Annotated in this window: 17 protein-coding genes; 7 read left to right on the top strand and 10 right to left on the bottom strand. The window is 55.5% G+C overall.

All coding sequences use genetic code 11. From position 1 onward, the window contains the following. Positions 1-24 precede the first annotated feature (24 nt). Positions 25-1812: a leucine-rich repeat protein gene (locus NE562_RS03970; protein WP_280961106.1), complete on the bottom strand. Its 1788-nt coding sequence runs from the start codon at positions 1810-1812 to the stop codon at positions 25-27. A gap of 119 nt (positions 1813-1931) precedes the next feature. On the opposite strand from NE562_RS03970, the gene NE562_RS03965 reads away from it, so the two are divergent. Continuing rightward, on the top strand, positions 1932-2171 hold the full coding sequence (locus NE562_RS03965) for a helix-turn-helix domain-containing protein (RefSeq protein ID WP_280961105.1): 240 nt from the start codon (positions 1932-1934) through the stop codon (positions 2169-2171). 396 nt (positions 2172-2567) lie between these two features. Here NE562_RS03965 and NE562_RS03960 read toward each other — a convergent pair whose 3' ends face one another. The 3 genes from NE562_RS03960 to NE562_RS03950 all read right to left on the bottom strand — a co-directional run bounded on the left by NE562_RS03960 (position 2568) and on the right by NE562_RS03950 (position 4639). After that, a complete protein-coding gene (locus NE562_RS03960; protein ID WP_280961104.1) occupies positions 2568-3110 on the bottom strand; it encodes an NADH peroxidase in 543 nt (180 codons plus the stop codon). A 40-nt stretch (positions 3111-3150) separates the two neighbouring features. After that, positions 3151-3561 carry an RrF2 family transcriptional regulator gene (locus NE562_RS03955; protein ID WP_280961103.1) on the bottom strand — a complete coding sequence of 137 codons (411 nt, stop codon included), beginning with the start codon at positions 3559-3561 and terminating at the stop codon, positions 3151-3153. A 241-nt stretch (positions 3562-3802) separates the two neighbouring features. Next, positions 3803-4639, bottom strand: coding sequence for a MerR family transcriptional regulator (locus tag NE562_RS03950; protein WP_280961102.1), 837 nt, complete (start codon positions 4637-4639; stop codon positions 3803-3805). Positions 4640-4725: 86 nt separating this feature from the next. Between NE562_RS03950 and NE562_RS03945 the strand changes: the two genes are divergently transcribed. Further along, positions 4726-6075: an MATE family efflux transporter gene (locus NE562_RS03945; RefSeq protein ID WP_280961101.1), complete on the top strand. Its 1350-nt coding sequence runs from the start codon at positions 4726-4728 to the stop codon at positions 6073-6075. Between the two features lie 66 nt (positions 6076-6141). Here NE562_RS03945 and NE562_RS03940 read toward each other — a convergent pair whose 3' ends face one another. Together NE562_RS03940 and NE562_RS03935 are read right to left on the bottom strand one after the other, a co-directional pair. After that, positions 6142-7329, bottom strand: a complete 1188-nt coding sequence (locus NE562_RS03940) for a phosphodiester glycosidase family protein (RefSeq protein ID WP_280961100.1) — start codon at positions 7327-7329, stop codon at positions 6142-6144. Positions 7330-7398: 69 nt separating this feature from the next. Beyond that, positions 7399-9033: a DEAD/DEAH box helicase gene (locus NE562_RS03935; protein WP_280961099.1), complete on the bottom strand. Its 1635-nt coding sequence runs from the start codon at positions 9031-9033 to the stop codon at positions 7399-7401. Positions 9034-9169: 136 nt separating this feature from the next. On the opposite strand from NE562_RS03935, the gene NE562_RS03930 reads away from it, so the two are divergent. Next, positions 9170-10006 (top strand): putative manganese transporter, encoded by an 837-nt coding sequence (locus NE562_RS03930; RefSeq protein WP_280961098.1) that lies wholly within the window; start codon positions 9170-9172, stop codon positions 10004-10006. Positions 10007-10103: 97 nt separating this feature from the next. Here the strand turns inward: NE562_RS03930 and NE562_RS03925 are convergent, their stop codons facing one another. From NE562_RS03925 to NE562_RS03915, 3 genes are all read right to left on the bottom strand, one after another. After that, positions 10104-10739, bottom strand: a complete 636-nt coding sequence (locus NE562_RS03925; protein ID WP_280961097.1) for a CpXC domain-containing protein — start codon at positions 10737-10739, stop codon at positions 10104-10106. Between the two features lie 163 nt (positions 10740-10902). Further along, a complete protein-coding gene (locus NE562_RS03920) occupies positions 10903-11259 on the bottom strand; it encodes a DUF2752 domain-containing protein (RefSeq protein WP_280961096.1) in 357 nt (118 codons plus the stop codon). Then, positions 11259-12863 carry an ABC-F family ATP-binding cassette domain-containing protein gene (locus NE562_RS03915; RefSeq protein ID WP_280961095.1) on the bottom strand — a complete coding sequence of 535 codons (1605 nt, stop codon included), beginning with the start codon at positions 12861-12863 and terminating at the stop codon, positions 11259-11261. Before NE562_RS03915 ends, NE562_RS03920 begins: the two co-directional genes overlap by 1 nt. 239 nt (positions 12864-13102) lie before the next feature. Between NE562_RS03915 and NE562_RS03910 the strand changes: the two genes are divergently transcribed. Further along, on the top strand, positions 13103-14875 hold the full coding sequence (locus NE562_RS03910; protein ID WP_280961094.1) for an MSCRAMM family protein: 1773 nt from the start codon (positions 13103-13105) through the stop codon (positions 14873-14875). A gap of 318 nt (positions 14876-15193) precedes the next feature. On the opposite strand, the gene NE562_RS03905 is transcribed toward NE562_RS03910, so the two are convergent. Beyond that, complete coding sequence (locus NE562_RS03905) at positions 15194-15973, bottom strand: 4Fe-4S dicluster domain-containing protein (protein ID WP_280961093.1); 780 nt, start codon at positions 15971-15973, stop codon at positions 15194-15196. Between the two features lie 169 nt (positions 15974-16142). Between NE562_RS03905 and NE562_RS03900 the strand changes: the two genes are divergently transcribed. The 3 genes from NE562_RS03900 to NE562_RS03890 are packed head-to-tail and all read left to right on the top strand — an operon-like array spanning position 16143 to position 18407. Next, positions 16143-16571, top strand: coding sequence for a rhodanese-like domain-containing protein (locus tag NE562_RS03900; RefSeq protein ID WP_280961092.1), 429 nt, complete (start codon positions 16143-16145; stop codon positions 16569-16571). A 14-nt stretch (positions 16572-16585) separates the two neighbouring features. Further along, positions 16586-17023, top strand: coding sequence for an RrF2 family transcriptional regulator (locus tag NE562_RS03895; RefSeq protein ID WP_280961091.1), 438 nt, complete (start codon positions 16586-16588; stop codon positions 17021-17023). A gap of 13 nt (positions 17024-17036) precedes the next feature. Then, positions 17037-18407, top strand: a complete 1371-nt coding sequence (locus tag NE562_RS03890) for an FAD-dependent oxidoreductase (protein WP_280961090.1) — start codon at positions 17037-17039, stop codon at positions 18405-18407. The last annotated feature ends 28 nt before the right edge of the window (positions 18408-18435 follow it).

The following is an 18435-nucleotide window of genomic DNA, read 5'->3' as shown; positions in this document are numbered from 1 at the left end:
CTGAAAGATCAGTTGTATATTAAATTAGGTATCAGCATTATAAGCATGACTCGTATCAATTACTACCGCATTTTGACCTGCATCCCAAGACACATCAAAATTAAACGCTTCACCCAAATCCCTCAGCTTGAAATAGTTATTTCCATTGATTGTATAAGCTGTTAGGCTTACCTGTACCCCATCCTTATAGATTGGAGAACTATTCAAAACACATTCCTTTGTTACACCATCACCTGTCTTTAACTCCCCACCTACTGTTGTATAAGCCTTGTTGGAAGTCATGTTAATGGCATTCTTACTTGAATCCCAAACTACCTCAAATTGCTTATCTGTTCCTCTTAATACCTGTGCAATATCTCTCAGCTTGAAATAATTATTGTTGTTGATATTGTAGGCATCAAAAGCAACTGTTTTACCATTTACCAAGACCTTTGAATTGTTTGGATTGGCTGTTGCTGATTGAGAGGGGGTAGAAGGAGTTACTGAGGTTTCTGTATTGGTAGAGTAAACTGGATTTTGGACTACCTTGATATAATAGTAATAAACATTTTTACCCTCATTAACTGTTACACGATATTTATTATAATCTACATATTCTGTATCAAAATCACCATACTGCCAAGTTAGACCCTTACTCCAAGTACCATTGCTATTCTTTGTGGAAGGATAAGGCGTAATGTTATGCATATCTAAAGTTTCTGTACGATAATCACCATTCCAAGCACCCTTATCTGTGTATACACCATACGTTTCTCCATTATAAGGATTAGAAGCACCCCAACTACCCGCAGACCAATAAATAAAATCTGTATTATCTACATCAGAACGCATACAACCATTTGGGCCAATCTCTACCACAAATACAGGAATATCTACACTATTTGTATCTTTAGCCACTATTTCTTTTTGTGATACAAAGTTTGAAAATGTTACGCCACCAACTTTTTGAGTGTGTTCCATTGTAGGAGCTGTTGTATTTTGAGATGGGTTGGTGGTTGGGGTGGTTGGAGGGGTGGTGGATGGTGTTGTAGAACCATCAACATAGGTATACTTTACATTATTATCCTTACACCACTGCTCACCATAAGAACCCTGATAGACCTTATAAGTCTTGTCTGTTCTCAGACCATTTGAACCAATATAAGTTACTGTTGAAGGGATGATAACATTATTATATCCATACCCTGAATCAAGAGCACTTTCACCAATATACTCCAAGCCCTCATTTAGTTCCAAAGTTGTAATTCTCAAACAGCCCTCAAAAGCATGAGCATCAATCCTCTTTAAAGTAGAAGGCGCTTTAAAAGTAGTCAGATTATTTGAATTACTAAATGCAGCATCACCAATCCTTACTACCTGAGTGTTTGTCAAATCCAAAGTAGAAATCTTTGTATAACCTACTGAAAGCCCATCAATAAACTTCAAGTTCACAAGGTCTTTCCAATTTATTGTTGTTACACTTTTACGATAATTCAAACAACCAAGACCAATTATTACTGTACTCTTTGGAAGAGTAATAGTAGTTGCACTACTATCATAATCTTCATTATCTCTAATATCCCCACCTTCATTTAAGATAGCATTTTTAACTACTGTTGCACCTTCAGGCCAAGCTACTGCTTTCTTATCTGTTGGACCACTAATATACTCCTTATAATCCTGATAACCAAAATCCTCTCTCAGATAATCTGCATCTGTGAAAGGCAATGGTGTCTTATTGACAGGAACAACCCAAGTAGAAGCATAAGCTGGAACTGTCAAGACTGACAACAACATGACTGTTGCCAAAATACTAGATAGGAATTTTTTCATTTTTTGTACCCCTTTTCTTTTTCATTTTGCTCTATTTTAACTTTACGTTAAAGTTACTTATATTTTAGAAGATACTACATAACTTGTCAATGGTGTAACCTTAAATAGAGGTGATAAGTTTGGTATCTGACTATGACTACAAAACCAAGATTTTACAAATGAGCCTGAAGATCAGTTATTATAGAAAATTGCGTGGTCTAAGCCAAGAGGATTTAGCAGAGAAGATTGGAAAGTCTGCTGGCTATGTAGGAATGATTGAAGCCCCCTCTGTTAGCAAAGGAATTTCTCTCAGGACACTATTTGATATTGCTGACGCATTGGAAATTGAGCCTGATACGTTACTAAAATTTGATAAATAGAAAGCTACTGCCACTATTCTACCATGCAAAGGTGGAATGTGGTAGTAGCATTTTTATTTTACTCTCAATGCACACACTTTTTGTTCTTTTTGAAATACATATTTCAAAATGACCTCTCAAATCCTTACTCATGGGAAAGGTCTAAAACCTTGTAGCCCTTGGGACGCAAGGGCTACAAGGCAGCTCAAGGGAAAAGCACTGAAGGGAAAGACTTTTTCAGGGGTAAAACAGAGGATTTTTCCCTTCAATTTCCCTTCAAATCCTCAAAAACGTATTGGGAGGACAGGTTGAGATAACAACAAATCAGTGTTTTAGTATCATGTTCAGAAATTAGAAAAACCCCTTGACAATAGGGTATTTCCCATTGTCAAGGGGCTTAAATGTTGTTATTTCAGCTTAGTTGAAGTATCTCTTCAGGAGGCCTTCAAATGCTTTCCCATGTCTCGCCTCGTCGCGCGCCATCTCATGAACGGTGTCATGGATCGCGTCGAGGTTGTGCTGCTTCGCCAGCTTGGCCAGCTCGAACTTGCCGGCGGTCGCGCCGTTCTCAGCGTCTACACGCATTTCGAGGTTCTTCTTGGTGGAGTCGGTCACTACTTCGCCAAGCAGTTCGGCAAACTTGGAAGCATGCTCGGCCTCTTCGTAAGCGGCCTTCTCCCAGTACAGGCCGATTTCCGGATAGCCCTCGCGGTGCGCGACGCGCGCCATCGCCAGATACATGCCGACCTCGGAGCACTCGCCCTCGAAGTTCATGCGAAGACCGTCGATGATCTCCTGCGGAGCGCCCTTGGCAACGCCTACAACGTGCTCGGCAGCCCAAGTCTTCTCGCCGGACTGCTCCTTGAACTTATCGGCCGGAGCGTGGCAGATCGGGCACTCAGACGGGGCGGAATCGCCCTCGTGAACATAACCGCAGACAGAACATACAAACTTTTTCATGGTTTTTTCCTCCTAAGTAAAATAATTTTTATAATATAGGTTAGCTGTGTAATGGAATAAACCGATCCAGCGTGATGGCGAACAGCTCTTTTCGCAGCGAGCGGTTGATCTCGCCAAACACACGGTGAAAATCGCATTCATTCCGGTCGCCTACGCGGGTGCACTGAAATTCATTGGACAGGCAGTGATTGATCGCAATCGGCCCGTCTATGCTTTCAATGATCTCGCCAAGGCTAATTTCGGAAGGGGCGCGGCCCAATTCGTAGCCACCGGATACACCTTTATAAGATCTGGTAATACCGGCCTGCGTGAGCTTGCGAAGGATCTTTAGGGCAAAGCGCAATGTTACGCCGGTAGATTCCGAAATATCCTTGGCGCATTGCTTACCCCCAGCCAAGCCGAGACAGTAGGCCACGCGAATCGCGTAATCCGCTTCATGCGTGATTCTCAAGTCGTCCCTTCCTTTCTCTAATTGGAACATCTTTAGTATAGTATTGACCCCCGATTTTGTCAAGGGGTTTGGCGAAAATTATTGATAATTTTTTTCATTAAGCATTTTCTATCGTTTGTGCCGTTTCAGGAGCGCACGGATAGCCCATGCCGGTTGTCTCTCATTTTCGTCTTTATTATCGTCAGTATATCACAAGTTCTCATAAAAGTCTATTTTTTTCACACAAGTTCACCCCCTCTTTTCATTGGGGGGCAGGGCTGATTTGAATGGAAATTTGATAGACAAAATTCTCTTCCGTGCCCGAAGCCAGATAGCTGACCAGATCATATACATAGCAGTTACCGCATACCACGCGGCCTTGTTCTTCGATATATCGCAGCAGAACGCGGTATGCGTCCCCAAAGGTCTCGCTTTTGCCTTTATGCAAAATGGTGGCATAGCTGCCCGCCGGTTTTTGATACAGGCCCTCGTGTTCAAAATCCGCAGGCACGCGGCTGAAGAAAAAGCTTTCCTCATCGCTGCCGCGCAGCACGTTTTCCCGGGGAATGATCGAACCGAGCGGAAATTTGTCCGCCAGCCTATATTGCTCGCAGCGCGCAAAATGTTCGGCCAGCCGCGCGACGATGCCCTCCGCCCGCTCTCCTTCGCCGGGCGCGAGCGGCACGGCGAGCAGCAGCTCCCTCTCCTGCCGCTCTATATACGGTTCGCCATATACCGCCCCAAGCGCCCGTTCAGTCATGGTTACCGTATGCGCGAGCATTTGCTCCATCTGCTCCAAGCGTCTGCGCTGTATGGCGATCTTTTCTTGTTTTTCGCGCAAAAGGGATAAAAAATGATGACTGTCGTAATGCTCCAAATACCATTTGATCTCTTTCAGGCTGCTGCCCGCTTGCCCCAGCACGCGAATCAAGTCATAATCGAGAAACTGCGTGCAGGAATAACAGCGGTAACCGTTCGGCGCCACCTTATCCGGTTTTAAAATGCCGATGCGGTCATAATAAAACAACGTTTCCTTTGTCGTGCCGCATAGGCGGGCGAATTCGCCGGTGTTAAAATAAAGCTTTTGCATCTCGCTCATTGAAAAAACCTCTTGACTATGGTGTTACCCTATAGTTTATCATATAGCTTATCGGCAATCAATCTTTGACACGGAGGAATCTTTCCATGGCACCCCAATTAGAACACGAGCGGCTCTTCGGCTCCCTGCCGCCGACACGGTTGTTTTTTCGCTGCGCGCTGCCCAGCATGGTCAGCATGGCGGTCACTTCACTCTATACGATCGCGGACGGCATCTTCGTCGGCCGCTTTATCGGCGCGGAAGCGCTGGCCGCCGTCAACCTTGTCATGCCGCTGATCATGATCAGCTTTGCGCTGGCGGACATGGTGGCGGTCGGCTCGTCCGTACAGATCGCCATTCGTCTGGGCGAACGTGACGAACACGAAGCCAACCGTATTTTTTCTTTCGCCTGCGGGCTGATCTTTGCCATTTCAGTCGCGGCCGGGGCGATCGGCTTCTTCTTTGCCGGCGATCTGATGCGCCTGCTCGGCGCGGAGGGGGCCGTGCTGCGATACGCGGTCGACTATATGCGGGTATACGCGCTGTTTTCACCCGCGATCATGATCTTTTTTGCAGTGGACAACTTTTTGCGCATTTGCGGCAAGGTGCGCTACAGCATGATCATGAACATCGTCATTTCGCTGGCCAACATCGCGCTGGACGCGCTGTTCATCGTCGGTTTCCGCAAGGGCGTCGCCGCTGCCGCGCTCGCCTCCTGCCTATGTCTCGCTGCGGGCACGGCGATTGGCTTTTGGCCCTTTCTGCGCGGCAGGCTGCCGCTTCGCTTTACCCGTTCTTCATTAAAGCCGCGAGCGGTTTTCAACATCGTTGCCAACGGCAGCTCGGAGTTTTTCTCCAACATCGCCAGTTCGGTCTGCATGGTGCTGTTTAACGCGGTGCTGATGGCGCAAGGCGGCTATTTGGCCGTGGCCGCGTTCAGCGTGATCATGTATATCGACAGCGTGGTAAAATCCATTCTGTTCGGCATGTCCGACGCGCTCCAGCCCGCGATCAGCTATAACTACGGCGCGCGCGACACGCGCCGCGTGTTCGCGCTTGAACGCCGGGTACAGCTTGCCGGGTTTTTGGTATCCATCGCCGTGCTTGCGTGGATGCTGACCGGCGCCCAAAGCATTCTCCCCTATTTCATGGAGTCAGGCAACACCGCGCTGCTTGAACTGAGCCGCCGCGCGCTGCATCTGTTCGCCCTTTCCTATTTGGTCAGTTGGTGCGGCATTGTATCGGGGTCTTTCTTCACGGCGCTCGGTCGTCCGCTCAGCTCGCTCCTGCTTTCCTTCAGCCAAACGCTGCTGCTGCCCGGGCTGAGCCTGCTCCTTCTGCCCCGCCTGTGGGGGCTGGACGGCGTTTGGCTCTCCCCGCTCGCCGCCGGTCTGCTTGCGGCGCTCTTGTCCGCCGTCCTGCTCCGGCGCATCGTGCGCCGCCTGCGGCAGGAATAAAATATGAACCGCCGTGCCAAAGGAAAATTTGGCACGGCGGTTCTTGTTATCCGGTCGTATCGACCGCTATTTTACCACAAAGCAATCGGGCAGGTAGCGTCCCTCCGGGTTTTGCGAAAGCGTGGTGGGGCTGGTAATCTCGCGGCCGTTATAGACCATGACCGAGGAGGATCCGCCGTCCAGCATAGCGGCCTGATACGCGCCGTAGCGCTCCATGATCTCGCCGCAGCCCGCATAGGTGATGCCGAACGAATGCGTCTTTCGTCCATCCACAACAAGGAACATCGCGGTTTTGTCCTTGGTCTGTCCGATCGCGGTGCGCGGCTGCGCATCGTTCAGCCCTGCGTTGCGTATGATATTCTCACCGTTTAAAATGAGCACCGGCCAGAACTCCACCGCGTCGCGCAGGCTGGAGGTATCGGAAAACGCGCCGATCTGCAAGCGATCTTCATTATCAAAACCGATGATCTTCCAATCGCCGCCCTCGGCCCCTTGTATCTCGCGGCCCTCGCTCTTGAGAAAGCCGTAAGGGATACCGCCCGTGCCGTTGCCCTCATAATCGGCAAAGCCGGAAGCGTTGACGGCGAGCATCGCGTCGTAATCGCGCGCCATATCGGATACGAACGAGCCGTAAGAAAACAGCCCTTCGCATAGGCCGACGGAGACGCGCTCCGGCTGGTGACAGAACGCGAGCTTGCCCGCATATTCCAGACCAAGCTCATCCTCGCCGGCGATTTGGGCAATCAAAATCCCATACTCCGCGTTGATGGCGACCACGGGATCGCCCTGCGTCGTCCATAAGCCGGTATCATACCGCTTTTTGGTCGGATCGTCGCCGACAAGGTCGATATCGATCTTATCGTAGCCATCCTCTATGTATTCAGGGTTTTGCTGAATGAAAGCATCGAAGCTTTCCGCGTCCAACTCGGAAAAGCGGCTCAAAAATTGACCGCGCGGAGTGGTTGGCGTTTCGTCGGCAGGATCCGTTTCCGGTTCCCACGTACTTTCCAAGCCGGCTTGGTTGCGGTTCATCAAATACCGTTTGAGCATGACGTCGTTGATGATGTCGTGCGGGATGAACCACGTCGCCAACCACTGGTGGGTCATGGTGCCCATGGCGGTCTCGATGTACCATTCCCGCCAGCGGGTGACGAAGTTGTTCGGTGTGTAAAGCAGAAAGGGATAGACTGCGGTGATACACACGAGTATAAAGCACGTAAAACCAAGTGCAAAGCGGTGTCGGGCGCCGTTCATGGCCGTATCTCTCCCCTTATCTCTCTGTGGCTTAGGCGGTCACTATCTTTATCTATTGATGCCGGCGGCTTAGCCCTTGCGGTGGCCGCGGAACGAACGCGAACGCGCCGGTCTTGCGGAGGAAGCCGCAGGCTGTCCGCCGGCTTGTTTAGCGGCGGGCGCCGCTTCCGTGCGGGCCGCCATAGCCGCCGCGACCTTCTGCCGGATGCGCGCGGCTGCCGCCTCGCTCAGTTCGCCGGTGCGGGCGGGGGTGTGCGCGTCGTACCGGGGTTCGTTCTGTTCATATTTTGCATAGGGGGCGCGTCCACGGCCCCGCGCGCCTGCCGAAGACGAACGCGAGCGGCGCGGCGCGGCCGCTTTGGCGCGCTGTTCCTCGCGCGCCTCCGCGGCGGGTGCGCGGCGGGCGGTCTGGCCCGCGGCGGGCGCTGCGGCCTTTGCGGCCGGCTGGCGGCGCGGCTTCTGCGCTTTTTGGCGCTGGACGTCCGCCGCGACCTCTTCCGCCGTGGCGTTTTCCGAAACCGGCTTGCGGGTCCTACCGCGGGGCGCGGGCGCGCGGCGCGCGGTCTCCTCGCCCTCCTTCGGCACATGCGGCACTTCGCCCTCGACCGGGATCGCCCGGCCGATCAGCTTTTCAATATCGGCCAGATAGGGCCGTTCGGTATGGTCGCAGAAGGAAATGGCGGTGCCTTCCTGCCCGGCGCGGCCCGTGCGGCCAATGCGGTGCACATAGGTTTCCGGAATATTGGGCAGTTCAAAATTGATAACAAGCGGCAATTCATTGATATCGATGCCGCGCGCGGCGATATCGGTCGCAACCAGAGCCGCGATCTTGCACGCCTTGAAGTCGCTCAGTGCGGTTTGGCGCTGGTTCTGCGATTTATCGCCGTGGATCGCCTTGGACTTGATGCCCGCGCGGTTCAAATCGCGCGCGACGCGGTCGGCCCCATGCTTGGTGCGGGTAAAGACCAGCGTCTGCGCAACGTTGCTTTGACGGATCACTTCCGCCAGCAGTTCCCTTTTTTCCGCTTTTTCCACAAAATACAGCTTCTGCTCGATCTTTTCAACCGGCTTGGCCGACGGGGTGATCGCAATGCGCACCGGGGTATGAAGCAAGCTGTCCGCCAGTGCTGCGATCTCCTTCGGGATGGTGGCGGAGAACAGCATGGTCTGCCGCTTTTCCGGCAGGAACTTGATGATGCGCTTGACATCCGGGAAAAAGCCCATATCCAGCATCCGGTCGGCCTCATCCAGCACGAAGCATTCGATCGAGCCAAGCGTTACGTGTCCCTGTCCCATCAGGTCCCAAAGGCGGCCCGGCGTGGCGATCAGAATATCCGCGCCGCGCTTAATCGCATCCACCTGCGGCACCTGCGACACGCCGCCGAAAATAACAGCGGCCGTGCGGCCCGTATAGCGCGCGTATTGGCAGATATTCTCGAAAATCTGCAAAGCCAGCTCGCGCGTCGGCGTAAGGATGAGCGCGCGCGGCGCGCGGCCCTTGGCGGTCTGCGCCTCCAGCCGCTGAATGATCGGCACGGCAAACGCGCAGGTCTTGCCCGTGCCCGTCTGGGCGCAGCCCATGATGTCGTGCCCGTCGATCAGCGGCGGGATCGCCTTTTGCTGGATCGGCGTCGGCTCGTCATAGCCCGCCTCGTTCAAGGCCTTTAAAATGTTCTTTTCGATTCCTAATTCACTGAATTTCATATTGGTCGTACGATTCCCTTTCTTGTATCCGCCCGGCGGCGCAGGCAAATCCTGCTTGCTCGCACGGGCAAACCTGTGTTATAATAATAAATAGCTGTTTTAACGTTTTCAATGCATTTTTATGAGGTGAACCCATTTGTTAGAGATCCTGTCCGATTCATTTTTCGACATCGTCAAGACCCTGCCGCTGCTTTTGCTGGTGTACGCGCTGCTTTACTACGTGGAAAACCGGCTGACGAACGCTCCCACCTTGCTGGCCCGCGCGGCGCGGTTCGGTCCGGTCGTCGGCGCGCTGGCGGGCACGGTACCCCAGTGCGGTTTTTCCGCCGCTGCCGCCGCGCTGTTTTCAGCGGGCTACCTCGCACCGGCCACGCTGGTCGCCGTGTTTTTGGCAACGTCGGACGAAGCGGTGCCCGTGCTGCTCGCGGGCGGCGTGGGCCTTCAAAAGGTACTTTTACTGCTCCTCGCCAAATTTGCGCTCGCGGTCGTGGGCGGTTATTTGCTGCGGCTGACCGTGTTCCGAGAAAAAAGGCGCGGGCATGAACCCATCGAGATCGAAGTGGAGGACTGCTCCTGCTGCGGCGAAGGTTCTCCGGTTGCCGTCGTTTTGTGGCGGACTCTCAAAACCGGGTTGTTCCTCTTCCTCATCCTGCTGGCGCTGAATGGGGCGATCGCATGGATCGGCGAGGACCGCCTTTCCACCCTGCTTCTGGCGGACAGCATTTGGCAGCCGCTGCTCTGCGCGGTGCTCGGCCTTGTGCCCAGCTGCGCGATGAGCGTGCTGCTTTCCCAGCTGTTTGTAAACGGCACGATCAGCTTCGGCGCGTTAATCGCCGGATTATCCACCGGCGCGGGCTTCGGCTATATCGTACTGTTTCAGGAAAAGGCCGGCCGCCGCCGCGCGCTTCCCATCATTGCCGCCACGCTTGTGCTCGCCGTACTGGGCGGCACGTTGCTGCAGCTTTTTGGCTAAGCTTTTTCCGCTATCGTTCATTTTCATCCTGAACGCAGCAAAAGCTCCCCGTGTATCCGCCGGGCGCTTTTGCTTCGCTCAGGATGTTTTTTTGTTTTTACTCCGCCTCGTGCAGCAGTTCGAGCGCTTGCGCGGCCCAATCCATATCAACGCGGGTAAAATTCTTTGCCGAGGTAAAAAGCCGTTCCTCCACATCCTGCTTCAGGCGCTGGTACAGCGCGCCCGGCATGGCGGCGTACTGTTCCACCCCATCGGACAAAACGGCGACAAAGCGAAAATCGCCGGTGCGCGCGTCAAGCTCGTGAAAGACCAGTTCCACCACGTCAAGATCGTGCCGGAGCCGCATCAGCAGCAACAGCTTCATAATCTCTACCGCGCGGTCGTCCAGTCCAAGTTCCAAAACCGCGATCTTTTCGCGGAACGCGTTCATGGTTTCTACCTCGCGCAGCTTATAACCGGCCAGCGGGTCAAAATCAGCCGTGGGCACGGGCTCCTCTTCGTTCCAAAGCCAAACCATAAAGCCGTTTGACATATCGTGGTATAGGCAGGGGTGCACCGCCAGCACGGTTTCACCGCAGTTTGGGCACTTCACTCGGAATAGCGAAAGATCGCGCACCTTTTCTCTCATTTCAGGCGTGCGGTCGATATTGATATGGTCAATCACCTTATGCTCGCTCTCTTCATGGCAATGCGGGCACTGTACGGTCATGCGGAACAATCCTTTCTTTCTCACGCGGCGGATATCACAAAGTGTACCCGGTATTCCGCAGCGGCAAACGCGTTTAATTCCGCCGAGCCGCCGGGAGGCTTGATTGCGATAACTGTGCAAAAAAGCTGCTTTCCGCTATTCTAACACAAAATGTAGTTCTATTGCAAGCGCCGGGGCACAATCGCCGTCAGAGAAACAACACCGGATCGCGCACCGCCAGCCGAACGAGCCAAAGGACGATCCACAGCGCGATCACGCCCCAAAGCAGAGCCCGTTCCCTCTTTTTACTGCCCAGAAGCGGCTTTTTCCCAAATAAGACGTAAAGGAATACCGGCGGCAGCACAAAGATCATCGGGTGCATGCGAAGGGCCCCCGCCAGATCGCCGCGCAGCACGCTTGCCGCCGCGCGGGACAGCCCGCACCCCGGGCAGGGCACGCCGGTAAGGCGCTGCGCCGGACAGCCAAAGCCGAGCACGCCCGCCGTGCCGTACGCGAGCACGGCGACGGCGAGCAGCAGCAAAAGGCCCTTCACGCCCTTGCTCATCAGCTCTGATAGCTCTCGCGGAATTCCAAAAACTCGTCGTAGCTGCATTCCTTATCCAGCACGCCGTGCTCGCGCAGCTCGATCACACGGGTCGCGATCGTCTGCACGAACTCATGGTCATGGCTGGCGAACAGCACGGTGCCCTTAAAGTCGCGCACGCCGTTGTTGACCGCGGTGATGCTTTCCAGATCAAGGTGGTTGGTCGGCTGATCGATCACCAGCACGTTGGAACCGAACAGCATCATGCGGGAAAGCATCATGCGCACCTTTTCGCCGCCGGAAAGCACGTTGACCGGCTTATACACATCGTCGCCCGAGAAGAGCATGCGGCCCAAAAATCCGCGCAGCGTCGATTCCAGCGTGTCGGTGCGGGAATATGGCGCGAGCCAGTCGAGCATGTTTTCCTTGTGGCCGTTGAAATATTCGGAGTTGTCCTTGGGGAAATAGCTCTGCGAGGTGGTTGTGCCCCATTTGAAGGTGCCCTCGTCCGGCTGCATCTCCCCCATCAGGATCTGAAACAGCACGGTCATCGCCTGTTCGTTGTCGGAGATGAAGGCGATCTTGTCGTCGCGCCGCACGATGAAGGAAACATTGTCGAGAATCTTTTCGCCGTCCACCGTTTTGGAGATGCCGCGCACCTCGAGGATATCCTTGCCCGCTTCGCGGTCAGCGGTAAAGGCGACCCACGGATAGCGGCGGGAGGAAGCGGGCAGTTCCTCTACCGTCAGCTTATCGATCAGCTTTTTGCGGCTGGTCGCCTGACGGGACTTGGACTTGTTGGCCGAGAAGCGCTGGATAAAGCCTTGCAGCTCCTTGATCTTATCCTCGTTCTTCTTGTTCTGATCCTTGATCATGCGCTGCATCATCTGCGAGGATTCATACCAGAATTCGTAGTTGCCCACGTATACCTTGATCTTGCCAAAATCGATATCGACAATGTGCGTACACACGTTATTGAGGAAATGGCGGTCATGTGAAACCACCAGCACGGTGCCTTCAAAATCCATCAGGAAATCCTCGAGCCAATGCACGGCAGCCACGTCCAAGTGGTTGGTCGGTTCGTCCATCAGCAGGATATCGGGCTTGCCGAACAGCGCGCGCGCCAGCAGCACCTTTACCTTTTCGGTGTCGCCCAGCGTTTTCATTTCGCTGTACAGGATCGCGTCCGCGTCAAGGCCCAGACCGTTCAGCAGCTGGGACGCTTCGGTCTCGGAATCCCAACCGTTCATTTCGGCGAATTCGGCTTCCAGATCGGCTGCCTTGTTGCCGTCCTCCTCGGTGAAGGGGTCCTTCATGTACAGCTCGTCCTTCTCGCGCATCACGGCGAGCAGGCGCGGGTTGCCGCCCAATACGGTGTTCAAAACGGTTTCCTCGTTAAACTCGAAGTGATCCTGTTTGAGCACGGACATACGCGCTTTGGAAGCGATGGATACCGTGCCGGAAGAGGAATCAAGATCGCCCGAGAGGATGCGCAAAAAAGTAGATTTACCCGCGCCGTTCGCGCCGATAATACCGTAGCAGTTGCCCTCGGTAAATTTCATGTTGACGTTTTTAAACAGCGGCTCGCCGCTGAAGTTCAGGCTTAATTCAGATACAGTGATCATGGATAGGATATCCTCCGTTTGTCATATATTCAATCTGTATCAGTATACCACATTCCCGCGCGGTTTCACAGCTAATTCGGGAACAAAAACCGATTTTTGTACAAGATGTAGCGAATTTGCCCACGCTCTACCCGCCTTTTGGAGATTCTACGCCCGCAGGGCAAAAAAGCGGCCGGCGGGGGGGGGGGGGCGCGGGCGGCCCCCACGGCGGCACGGCCGCCGAACGCAAAAGCCTGACATTGACCAAGGTTTCTTCCCAAAACACCGCGCTAAAGCTTGCGGGCGCGAAATTTGACGCCGCCTATTCCGCGGACGGTCAAACCTATACCACGTTCGCGGCGGGCTTAAAAACCAAGGCGGACGGCACGCTGAAGATCAGCGGCTTGCCGAAGGATACCCAGTTTGTCAAGCTAACGGAGACACAGGCGCCGGACGGCTATCAACTTCCGGAGAACGCGGAACACGTATTTGCATTCGACGGCGAAAAGACGCTTACCGCAACGATTAAAAACGATCCGGTCGGTTCGCTGACCGTGGAAAAACAGGATGCGGAAAACGGCGCGGTCCTTGCGGGCGCAAAGTTTACGCTGACCGACGCGCACGGCAAGTATTACGATGCCACCGGCGCGGTATCGGCGGATAAAAAGGAGCTTGAGACCGACGCTGCCGGCCGTATCGCCTTCGGCAAGCTGCCGGTGGGTACATACACGCTGACCGAGACCGCCGCCCCGGAAGGATACCAGCTTGGCATGGCGAATGGACAAACGCCGCGCAAGACCAGCTGGAAACTGACGGTGGAGCAAAACGCAAACGGCGATACGATAGTTTCCAGCGAAGACATGCAGCTTACGGACGGCAAGCTGGTCATTACGAACGAGCGCTACGGCTCGATCACCGTCGTGAAGCGCGATGCGGAAACGGCTGGCGCTCTGGCTGGCGCGAAATTTACGCTTGCGGACGACGAGGGGAACTATTACGGCGCTTCCGGCAAGCTCGGCGAAGGCGAAACGCGCGAACTGGAAACGCAGGCGGACGGCAAGCTTGTTTTCAGAAACCTGCCCATGGGCGGCTATACGCTGACCGAGACCGTCGCTCCCGCGGGCTATCACCTCGGTGAACAGGTGGAGGGGCAGACCGCGCGCAAGACCGTTTGGAAGCTGAATGTAAAGCGCGATGAGAACGGCGCGCCCATTGTCGAGCGGGCGGACAGCGAAGGCGCGACCGCGGTGGAAAACGGCGCGATCACGATTACAAACGTTCGCTTTGGCGCGCTTTCCATTGTCAAGCGTGATGCGGAGCAGGAGAACAGCCAGTTGGGCAATACGCTCGCGGGCGCGGTGTTTACCCTGAAAGACGCCGCGGGCGCGTATTACGACGTAACGGGCGCGAAATACACAGAGGAAAAGCCGCTCACGACCGATGAAAACGGGCGCATCGTCTTTCAGAACCTGCCGACAGGCGCGTATACGCTGACCGAGACCAAGGCGCCGGACGGTTACTATTTGGGCGAATCGATCGCCGGACAGAGCGAGCGAAAGGCCGTTTGGCCCATCGAGCTTTTTGAGCAAAACGGTTCTATATCCGTGCGCCGTCTGGATACGGAAGGTACGGCGCATGCCGATGGCGCAGCGCTGACCGTCATGAATGAACGCGAGCCCAGCCGTAACGACGGCGGCCATAACAACCATAAGCCGGGCCAACCCGACGGCGGGATCGATATCCCGGATGGTGAAATACCGCTCTCGCCCGGCGATACAACCGAGATCCCGGACGGCGAGGCGCCGCTTTCCCCCGGCGATACCACGGAGATTCCGGAAGGGGAGACGCCTCTCGCGCCCGGCGCGGAGGAAGAGGACGGCAAAACCGTCGAGCTTCCCGACGAAGAGGTACCGAAAGCGGCGGCAAAGCTGCCGCAGACCGGCGGCCTTACCCCGGGCCTGCTGTTCCCGCTCGGCCTGCTCACCGCCGCTGTCGGCGCGCTGCTCGGCCACCGCAAGGACGGCGAGGAATAACAAACCAAAAAAGCAGATGGAAGAGAACAAGTTTCTCTTCCATCTGCTCAGACTGTCAAAAATATTTTTGACAGTCTGTCGATCGAAACAAAGCCCCATTTCGATCGAGAATTCCGGCTCTGGCGCGCGCCCTTTGGGCACACTTCGCCGCCGGTTTGTTCAAAAACCGAGATACATGCTCCCGGTTTTTGGTCAAATTGAAGCAAAGCTTCAATTTTCAATTTTATTACGCGCTGCGGCGCGAGGGGGTCTTTGACAAGTTGAGCAGATGGAAGAGAACAAGTTTCTCTTCCATCTGCTTTTTGGCTATGTAAGGGGTTAGACGAACCATGCGGGAGCCTTGGGCTTTTTACAGGTCAGTTCCAGCATTTTGGTGATGGCGGTCACGCGCGCGTCTTTAAAGGACTTCGCGCCGAGCGGACATACCTTGACGCAGGCGCAGCACTTAATGCAGCCCGGCGCGATTTTCGCGGGATCGTCCTTATCAATCACGCCCATTGGGCAGCCGGTGACGCATAGGCCGCATTTGGTGCAGGTATCCGCCGTGACCGGCGCGCCGGGGGATGCGGGCGCGCGATCCTTATAGGGCCGGTTGCCGGGCACCGCCACGGGAGACCGGTCGCCGCGCCCCAGCTTTTCCGCGATCGCCGCGCCAAAGGCGGCGGCCTGCGAAAGGTCGCTTTCATCGGGCCGGGCGTGTCCCACCTTGGCGGTATACGAATGCTCTCCAATGAACGAGCCCGCCGCGATTACCGTCATCTGCCGCGCTTCGAGCCAGTCCGCCGCCTCGGCGAGGGCGTCCTCCACCGCGCGGTTGCCGTATACCGCCACTGGCACGGCGGCCGCGCCGTTTCCCTCGATCAGCGAGAGCGTATCCTCCAAAAGCGCGGGGATTCGGCCGCCGTATACCGGGAAACCGAACACGACGATATCCGCCGCGGAAAAGGGATAAGCCTTGCCGCGCGCGGCTGGCGGCGTCAGATCGATCTCTTCAAAGGGCAGGTTCAGCGCTTCCGCCAGAGATTGGGCCGCGCGGCGCGAAACCGCGCGGGAGGTATGCGTCGGACTAAAATATAAGGCGTAAACCGTTCCGTTCATAATAGCAGCCTCCGTTTCGGGTTTATATAAGCTTCATTATAAGCGCGGTTCGGCGCAGCGTCAATGTAAAGGTAAAAATTTTCACCAAACGCTTGACAGTCTTATCTGTATATGTTATAGTTACAGTACGAAATGTAACAGAGAAAATTACAGTTAAGGAGATGACCCCATGAAACGACTTTTCAGCGGCGTAGCTGCGCTGACACTGCTGTTGCTCGCCGCTTGCGGCGCACCGGCGCAGCAGGATACCGCCACGGCGGATCAAACGAAACCCGGAGCGAGCGAAGCGTACCACAAGATCGACGCGGAGCAAGCCAAAAAGATGATCGACGAGGGCGGCGTGACCATTGTCGACGTACGCACCGAGGAGGAGTATAACGCCGAACACATACCGGATTCCATCCTTGTACCGAATGAGTCGATCGGAGACGAAGCGCCCGAGGCCCTGCCGGATAAGGACGCGGTGCTGCTGGTGCATTGCCGCACGGGCGTGCGGAGCAAGCAGGCCTCCGACAAGCTGGTCGAGCTGGGGTATCAAAACGTTTACGATTTCGGCGGGATCGCCGATTGGCCGTACGATACGGTCAGTGAAGAATAATTGGGGGGAACGATATGACGAGTGATTTTTGCGTGGCGGTGCACGCGCTGGTCTATTTGAATCATAAGGCGTGTGTTTTATCCAGCGAGGAGCTGGCGCAAAACATCTGCACCAACCCGGCGCGCGTGCGCAAGGTGATGGCAAAGCTGAAAAAGAGCGGCTTTTTGGAAACCCGGGAGGGCTCTTCCGGCGGGTACCGTTTTGAGCGCGACCCGGCGGGCGTAACGCTCGCGGCGCTGGCCGAGGCGCTCGATATCCGGTTTGTCGATACCGCGTGGAAAAGCGGCGACAAGGAGCTCGAGTGCCTGATCGCGAGCGGTATGGGCGATCTGATGGCGGATGTGTTCGACGATCTGAACACGCGCTGCATGGAGCGGCTGGGGCAGATCACGATCGCGGATTTGGACGAAAAGATATTCATAAAGCCGGTTTCCGGCGCGGACAACAAGTGAGGAGCGATTTTGCATGAAACAGTTTGATACCGTAGTGATCGGTTTTGGCAAGGGCGGCAAGACGATGGCGGGCGCGCTCGCCGGAGCGGGACAAAAGGTGGCCCTTGTGGAGCAGAGCGATCAAATGTTCGGCGGCACCTGCATCAACGTGGCCTGCATCCCGACTAAGTCGCTCGAGCACGCGGCGCGCCTAAGCGCGGCGCAGGGCGGCGATTTTGCGGCCAAGGCGGCCCGTTACCGCGCCGCGATCGAGGAAAAGCGCAGATTGACCGCCATGCTGCGCCAAAAGAACTATGATAAGGCGGCTGGCGCGGGCGTGTCCGTCATCGTCGGCACGGCTTCGTTCGTCGACGCGCACACGATTTCGGTAAAGCTTGCGGATGGCGGCGAAGAGCGGCTAAACGCGGATAAGGTATTGATCAACACCGGCGCGCGTCCGTTCGTGCCGCCGATCGAAGGGCTAGTCGAAAGCCGCTTCGCCCGTGTGAGCGAAGCCATGATGGAGCTGGAAGAATTGCCCCGCCGCCTGTTTATCGTCGGCGGCGGCTACATCGGCCTTGAGTTTGCTTCCTACTACCTGAACTTTGGCTCCGAAGTGACCATCGCGCAGGACGGCGAGACGTTTATTCCGCGCGAGGACGCCGAGGTAGCCGCCAAGGTACTGGAAAGTCTGGAAGCGCGCGGCGCCAAGGTGCTGCGCGGCGTTAAGGTAGCGGGCGTGCGGGATGAAACGGGTCACGCCGTCGTCACGGTTTTGCGCGACGGCGCGCCGGACGAATACCCGGCGGAAGCCGTGCTGATCGCGACCGGCCGTCGGCCTAACGTGGGCGGTCTGAATCTGGAAGCGGCGGGCGTGCAGCTTACCCCGCGCGGCGCGGTGCAGGTGGATGAAACGTTACGCACCACGGCGGACAACATTTGGGCCATGGGCGACGTGGTAGGCGGCTTGCAGTTCACCTATATTTCGCTGGATGATTCCCGCATCGTCAAATCCCAGCTCATGGGCGACGGAACGCGCACCACGGAGAACCGCGGCGCGGTTCCTTACAGCGTGTTCCTCGATCCGCCGCTGTCCCGCGTCGGCATGACCGAGGACGAAGCGAAAAAGCAGGGCCATGCGATCAAGGTCGCCCGTCTGCCCGCCGCCGCGATCCCGAAGGCGCAGGTGCTGCGTCAGCCCACCGGCTTTTTAAAGGCGATCGTGGACGCGGACACCGGCCTGATTCTCGGCGCGCATCTGTTTTGCGCGGAATCGCATGAGATGATCAACCTGATTAAGCTGGCAATGGACGCAAAGCTGCCGTACACCGTGCTGCGCGACGCGATCTACACCCACCCGACGATGAGTGAGGCGCTGAACGACCTGTTTGCCGCTCTTTCCTGAGCAGCAGCGCACCGCTTTCCACCCGAAA

It is taken from the genome of Butyricicoccus faecihominis (assembly GCF_024462775.1).
Taxonomy (GTDB): Bacteria; Bacillota; Clostridia; order Oscillospirales; family Butyricicoccaceae; genus Agathobaculum; species Agathobaculum faecihominis_A.
This window is presented reverse-complemented; position numbering and strand designations above follow the sequence as displayed.

Bases quoted from the DNA above. Each gene is read 5' to 3' on its own strand.
- NE562_RS03970 (WP_280961106.1), bottom strand. From the start codon at position 1,812: ATGAAAAAATTCCTATCTAGTATTTTGGCAACAGTCATGTTGTTGTCA.
- NE562_RS03960 (WP_280961104.1), bottom strand. From the start codon at position 3,110: ATGAAAAAGTTTGTATGTTCTGTCTGCGGTTATGTTCACGAGGGCGAT.
- NE562_RS03950 (WP_280961102.1), bottom strand. From the start codon at position 4,639: ATGAGCGAGATGCAAAAGCTTTATTTTAACACCGGCGAATTCGCCCGC.
- NE562_RS03945 (WP_280961101.1), top strand. From the start codon at position 4,726: ATGGCACCCCAATTAGAACACGAGCGGCTCTTCGGCTCCCTGCCGCCG.
- NE562_RS03940 (WP_280961100.1), bottom strand. From the start codon at position 7,329: ATGAACGGCGCCCGACACCGCTTTGCACTTGGTTTTACGTGCTTTATA.
- NE562_RS03935 (WP_280961099.1), bottom strand. From the start codon at position 9,033: ATGAAATTCAGTGAATTAGGAATCGAAAAGAACATTTTAAAGGCCTTG.
- NE562_RS03920 (WP_280961096.1), bottom strand. From the start codon at position 11,259: ATGAGCAAGGGCGTGAAGGGCCTTTTGCTGCTGCTCGCCGTCGCCGTG.
- NE562_RS03915 (WP_280961095.1), bottom strand. From the start codon at position 12,863: ATGATCACTGTATCTGAATTAAGCCTGAACTTCAGCGGCGAGCCGCTG.
- NE562_RS03905 (WP_280961093.1), bottom strand. From the start codon at position 15,973: ATGAACGGAACGGTTTACGCCTTATATTTTAGTCCGACGCATACCTCC.
- NE562_RS03900 (WP_280961092.1), top strand. From the start codon at position 16,143: ATGAAACGACTTTTCAGCGGCGTAGCTGCGCTGACACTGCTGTTGCTC.
- NE562_RS03895 (WP_280961091.1), top strand. From the start codon at position 16,586: ATGACGAGTGATTTTTGCGTGGCGGTGCACGCGCTGGTCTATTTGAAT.
- NE562_RS03890 (WP_280961090.1), top strand. From the start codon at position 17,037: ATGAAACAGTTTGATACCGTAGTGATCGGTTTTGGCAAGGGCGGCAAG.